The 224-nt window shown below is 72.8% G+C and carries 1 pseudogene; it reads left to right on the top strand.

Features of this window, described 5'->3' with window-relative positions:
* A pseudogene (locus ACLQ24_RS30770) lies at positions 1-224 on the top strand (transposase family protein); the annotation flags it as partial.

Below are 224 nucleotides of genomic sequence, written 5' to 3' on the forward strand. Positions count from 1 at the left end.
ACCCGAGCCGTCGGCGAGGTCCGTCCGCTGCTGGCCGCCCGCGGGTTCGCCGTGCCCGGCAAGCCCGGCGTACGGCTGCGGACCCTGGCCGACGTGTTCGCCTACGCTGGCGCCGAGGGCGTCGAACTGCGTATCGACGGCACCGAGGTCCAGGTCCGCCGCCCGAAAGCAGGCAGACCCGGCAGGCGCGCGTTCGTCTCGGGCAAGAAGAAACAGAACACCGG

The sequence above is a fragment of the Micromonospora sp. DT4 genome (genome assembly GCF_049841675.1).
Taxonomy (GTDB): Bacteria; Actinomycetota; Actinomycetes; order Mycobacteriales; family Micromonosporaceae; genus Micromonospora.